Source organism: Sulfolobus sp. B1, assembly GCF_007050195.1.
Classification (GTDB): Archaea; Thermoproteota; Thermoprotei_A; order Sulfolobales; family Sulfolobaceae; genus Saccharolobus.
Map to the genome: position 1 here is coordinate 1 of NZ_QIMI01000108.1, position 5,635 is coordinate 5,635.

General features: G+C 35.8%; 6 protein-coding genes and 1 pseudogene. 6 read left to right on the forward strand and 1 reads right to left on the reverse strand.

What is annotated here, in order from left to right; translation table 11 throughout:
* The 3 genes and pseudogenes from DMP16_RS07465 to DMP16_RS07475 form a co-directional block, all read left to right on the forward strand.
* Positions 1-848, forward strand: an 848-nt coding sequence (locus DMP16_RS07465; RefSeq protein ID WP_143577044.1) for a YeeE/YedE thiosulfate transporter family protein, incomplete at its 5' end; no start/stop codon positions are given.
* A 3-nt stretch (positions 849-851) separates the two neighbouring features.
* Positions 852-1,103: pseudogene (locus DMP16_RS11020) on the forward strand (hypothetical protein); the annotation flags it as partial.
* A gap of 196 nt (positions 1,104-1,299) precedes the next feature.
* Positions 1,300-1,662, forward strand: a complete 363-nt coding sequence (locus tag DMP16_RS07475) for a DsrE family protein (protein WP_069284199.1) — start codon at positions 1,300-1,302, stop codon at positions 1,660-1,662.
* Here the strand turns inward: DMP16_RS07475 and DMP16_RS07480 are convergent.
* Entirely contained in the window at positions 1,659-2,615 is a 957-nt protein-coding gene (locus DMP16_RS07480; RefSeq protein ID WP_069284200.1) for a sulfurtransferase TusA family protein, read from the reverse strand. The genes DMP16_RS07475 and DMP16_RS07480 overlap by 4 nt on opposite strands.
* 491 nt (positions 2,616-3,106) lie before the next feature.
* Here DMP16_RS07480 and DMP16_RS07485 point away from each other — a divergent pair, with 491 nt between their 5' ends.
* From DMP16_RS07485 to DMP16_RS07495, 3 genes are all read left to right on the forward strand, one after another.
* On the forward strand, positions 3,107-4,303 hold the full coding sequence (locus DMP16_RS07485; RefSeq protein ID WP_143577045.1) for a YncE family protein: 1,197 nt from the start codon (positions 3,107-3,109) through the stop codon (positions 4,301-4,303).
* Positions 4,304-4,311: 8 nt separating this feature from the next.
* Positions 4,312-5,229, forward strand: a complete 918-nt coding sequence (locus DMP16_RS11025; RefSeq protein WP_069284202.1) for a hypothetical protein — start codon at positions 4,312-4,314, stop codon at positions 5,227-5,229.
* On the forward strand, positions 5,222-5,635 hold a 414-nt coding region (locus DMP16_RS07495; RefSeq protein WP_255446832.1), incomplete at its 3' end, for a TQO small subunit DoxD. The genes DMP16_RS11025 and DMP16_RS07495, both read left to right, overlap by 8 nt.

Consider the following 5,635-nt stretch of genomic DNA (forward strand, 5'->3'; position numbering starts at 1 on the left):
GGATAGAGTTATTTGGTATGATGATTGGTACTTATATTTTCGCAATAGGAATATGGCCATTCCAATTGGTCACTATGGAAAAGGGAATACTATCTACGACCTCTGGTGGTTACATAGAGTACGTTCCTTATCTATTGTTTCATAACGTGTCTGATACATCTGTCCTCATAACGGCTTTTATTTTCGGAATACCCCTTATAGGAATAGGTTTATACTTGCAACGTTATACGAAGATGAAATGGGGGCGTAGCGGATTTGGCTTACCATCCTTATCAGCTATCAAATCCTTTGGAAATCTTCCATTTCCAACTGTGCCTTCACAAAAGGTTAAATTAAGTCAAGAGGCTAAGGATATGTTGCTCCTTAGAAAGCCCTATGGGACTAACTTATCAACCATAATTCTAGCCTTGGATATGATTATGGTTTTCATAATAGGGGCAGGATATACTTTCAACTACTTAGTTATTACTTCCTCAGATGGTGGAAGGTTCTTTGAGTATTTATTAATGTTGGGTAATGTTCATCTCTTTTTGAATACTCCTTGGTTTAATGACTCATTACCGATAGTTGACCCTAGTGTATTAATGGTAGTCATGCTATGTGTAGGAGCTTTCCTGTCCTCTTACTTAAGTGGAGACTTCAAGATAAGAATTCCTAGGGAGAAGAAGAGATTGTTAATAGGCTTTTTAGGTGGAGTTTTAGTGGGCATAGGTGTTAGAATGGCTTTAGGATGTAATGTAGGTTTGATGTGGACAAATTTCACACAACTAGGTTACGATGGGATTATATTCCTTTTTGGAATGCTAGGCGGAGTTTATTTAGCAGTTAAGGTTCAAGAGAGGTTATGAGAAATGCAGACAGTTAGGAGACTCCTAGCTCCAATCGTTTTGTCATTATTCGCTATAGGTTGGTATAAGTTCTCTGAAATTTATCTAACTAGTTCAAATAGTCTAGCCTTATCTAATGGAAACTTAGCAGTTTACGTAATTCCACAACAATTTGAGGGATATTTAACCGCAACCTTATGGATATGTTATTTCTTAGTATTTGTAGGTTTGTCATTATTCTGGTATAACTTAGTTAAAATAGTACAGCAAGCTGAGAACGTTAAATCATCTTTTGGTGTCATTGACCTCATATCTCCAATAGCTATAGCCTTAGAGATAATGGGACTATTCGTAATAGGTAATTCAATAATAGGTGGAAACATGTTTGTTAGGTTAGCTGGTTATACTTCGGTAATAGCATGTCTAATGTGGTTCTGGTATTCCTTTGTTAAATATGTGAGGGTGAAGGTTCTTGCGTGAACTATATTCTTTCTTTATGGTCTCTGGAGAATTAGAAAAATTGTACATGGGATTCATAACCGCTATTGGTTATGTTTCAGCAGGAAGTAGAGTTTACATGTTCTTCACAATGGACGCGTTAAAGGCTTTAACAAGAGAGGTTGAAAAAATTTCATTGCCAAACGCTAAACCATTAAAGTATTATATCGACAACTTGTTAGAGTTGGGAGAGGATGATGTTGAAATAGTAGCCTGTGAATTTGGTATGAAGGTAAAAGGTATAAAGGAAGAAGATCTCTTGTTTAAGGTTAAGATTAGTGGAGTCTCAGAGTTTGCCCTTAAGAGTTCAGAATCTAAAGCAGTACTAGTTTTTTAACCTTCGTGTGTTAAATAATAAACGTTAATCATGCCCTCTAGTCCCATTATGTAATAAAAGGCTTCTTCATCAAATAATCTTACGTTGTCAGATTCTAACCTAGCAGACAATAATTTGCCGTCCTTAAACAGACCCGTAAAAAGCCATCCTCTACCCTCTGGAGAGGCTACTATTAATTTTAAGCCTTCTACGTTAAATAGATCATTAGTGATCTTGTTTACCTTATCTTGCTTGATAATCTTATCGAAATAAGTATATAATTTAGCTATTTGTTTCTCATCTCTCATAATATTTTTCACATCGTTTAAGTCAATTTTTAATGAGTCACTCTCTATTTTACCACAAATGAATATAAAAGAAGCATAATCTCCCATGTTCCTCACCTCGTATCTGCAGTTGAAAATTTTAGCCACCTCCGGTAAGGTGTAAATTATTGCTCCAGGATGATCTACTAATACTTCTATCGGATCGTAGGGCTTAGAGCTCATTATAGCTTTCTTAGCCTCAATCTCTGGTACTGGACAAACAGTCCCCCTTAAGTCAATCGTCTTTACGGGTTTAGTTCTAAATAACTCAAGAATAAAATTATTACTACTCTTGTTAACTACTGTTACCGTTTTACAAATATACTTTGCGTACTCCTCTAAGTTCTTGGCTATCTTCAACTCTATGGCGGATAAAGCTAAACGTAAGACTGGCGAGGCATTGACGTTTATCTCAGCTTCTCCTTTTTTATTAAATTTTACATTTATGTAAAATCTTCCATCATTTTCTATTATGCTTATGGAATCGCTTTTAACGTTTACTAAGACATTAAAATTTTTCTTTAGTATACTCATCTTAGCAGAATAACCGAAGTCGAGCTTCTTCACCTCTCTCAATAAAAATAATCTTCCGTACTTCTCCACGTCTAGGATAGGACTGTAATCGTTAATGTTTAGCTTAACAATCATTTCTGTTTATTATATTGCATTAAAAGGTATATAAATCATACAAATTAGTGCAACCTATTTTTAAGTTAATAAATGAAATAGTGTTTAATAAGGAACTTATTTTAAAAACCTAGAAGAAATCAGGCTTGTGATGAAGACTAAATCCTTCTTTTAAAACTTGATAAGTCACCTTATGAAGTTCCTGCCTAGGCTCTTCTCTGACTTACAAAGGTGAGGAAAACCTTGCCCTTTAGGGCGGGGGAGAAGGCATATAATTTTTAAACCTATCTCATACCTTCCAAGAAGGTAGAGTGGGGAGGGATAAGGGAATCATAAGGCTAATTGTATCTCTTATTCGTAACCTTCTTATTATCTCCCCTACTCAGATACTCAAGAAGGAGGGTTCTATTAACTAAGGAATAAGATAACTTAATCTATAATTTTGCACAAAAATGAAAAAATGGGTTTATAAATAGGTTAGATTTTTATGCACTAATTATTTAACACAAGATATGAATTATAAACTACTCCTCTTGATAGGGTTCTTGGTTATAATAGCTATAGGTTTTGGAGCAGCTTATTTAATGTTAAAACCCTCAACCACTACAACAATTACACCTACTATTACTTCCTCTACATCAACGTCAACGCCAGTAAACAATAACTTCTATTTCCTCGTCTTGACACAAAAAGGTATCGGAATGATAGTGAATCCATTCTCTACATCGTCTTCATTTCTAGGCTTCCAACACGTTATTAACGTTTCAACTAATGTACCGACACAAGTCTATTACTGGGAGGAATTACCTTACAACTCCATGATAAACCTGAACCAAATAGTTTTAATGCCGTTAAATAATGGTACAGTGTATGCTTTCAATACTTCAAATATGAAGGTAATAAAAAGCTTCACAGTGGGCAACTCAATTGGGTTTATTGGAGTCGCTTATTCCCCAGATATGAGATATATCGCAATAGCTGATGGTCCGTCTGGAGTAGTAGAAGTTATCAACGCTAACACCTTACAAGTTATGTGGAGTCAAAAATTCGTTTCACCTACTGGAAGGACGTACTATCCGTGCGATATAAGATGGGATCCAGCCAATCCAGATATAATACTAGTCCCAATGAGGTTTAACAATAGTGTAGATGAAATAAATGCTACAAGTGGAGAAGTAATTAAAGTGTTATCAGCCTCACCAGGTTCCCAGCCTTACATGTTAAGCCCAAATACTCAAGGCAACATGTTAGCAGTTGAGTATGCTGGCAATAATTCTATAGGTTTCTATTCTCTTCCAAACTTAACTTTATTAGGGATTGTGAAGATGCCCGGAAGCTTAGTTCCCCAAAGAGGTGTGTTCACACCTAATGGTGAATATTATTTAGAAGCCCCATCAAATGCTAATCAAGTAGTAGTCATCTCCACTTCATCATTTAACGTAGTGAAGAACATAACTTTGCCTCAGACTTCTTCCCCAGGATTAGCTGAGATAGGTTTAACCCCTGGAGGAAGCTATGCGTTCGTGATAATCCACGGTAATTTTCAGACTGGGGGTATTATAGTCCTAATATCCCTATCCTCTTTAAGTGTAGCATATGAAGTTCCTTTAACCACTGCCCCAGCAATAGCATTGCCAGTTCAAGTTTCAACGGGTAACTATTTAGTAAATAACGTCCTGTTACCTCCAGTGACTGGATTACACTGTTAGGTGATAAGATGAGGAAGGCAATCAATCCTATTTTCTATTTTTTCATATTCTTTGATGCTACCGTAATTTTACCAATAATAGTTAATGGTATAAGAATTTTGGAATTGTGGTACTCTCCCTTATCAGATACTGGACAAGCTACATTTCTTTATCCCTTCCTTACATTCTCTATTGTCAGCCTAATTCTATCATTAATTATAGGGACAATCTTGTATAATAGGAAGGGGAATAGGTTTATCCTAATCAGAGGTCCAATGAGGGTTAGAAGCGTTATAAGGGCTATCCTCAAAGATAAGATAGGTAAGTTACTAGTATTAACCTATTTTATTTCATACTTAATCTCCTTTATGATAACCTCTGGGATTTTAATTATACCCGGGATAAACGTAGATTCCTATTTCACTTCTCTTACAGTTACGAGTTACGAAGGTTATGGTATTAACGTGATAAATTTAATAGGCAATACTTACCTCGTCTTAAATCCACTACTCCTAGTTTTTGGAACTCTTGTAGACATATTCCTAACCCTTTCCCTCATACTCTCATACTACATTATATCGCTAATATACGTTTCATTAAATCTTTATAATTTCCCCATCCCTAAAACTCTTAGAATCTATGGCTTAAACGTTACGGGTGGTTTCCTAACTGCCTCCGTACCTTCTATAGGCACTATAGCTGGAATATGTTGTTTAACGCCAACAGCAATAAATTCCCTACTTTATCTATCGTCAGCCACGTTACCAATTACCAAGGGATTAGCGTGGAAATACGGAACTTTCTTATTTGGAGCCTGGACTGGGGGGATATTGCAAGCCTTCATGTTAGCGTCTCCAGTTTTAATAGGAGTAATTATATCATCTATATCATTATATTACATTTACGTAATATCTAAACGTATAAATGAAGTGATGATAGGTGAGTAGGGTTTTCACTTCTGACGAAATTTGGAACACTATTGTGAGGATATCCTTAGCTTCAATATGGCTTTATGCAGGAGTTATAGGTAAGCTACTTAACCCTGGATTCCTAAACCCTAACTCTAATCAATACGTCGGATTGACCATACAATACTTTTCACAAGGCTCAATAATTAGGGGATTCTTATACGCTGTAGCTTTTCCCCATCCTATACTCACTGGTATTCTAGTCATGATAGGAGAAATAAGCTTTGGTATAAGTCTTCTGTTAGGCTTAGGTGTAAAGCTGAGTTCTACAACTGCCTTTTATACTAACCTAATTTACTTCTTATCGGCTTCTTGGACAGGGGCAGAAGAATACGGATTGAATTTATTAATGATGATCTTAGACGTATACTTTATAATTTATGGG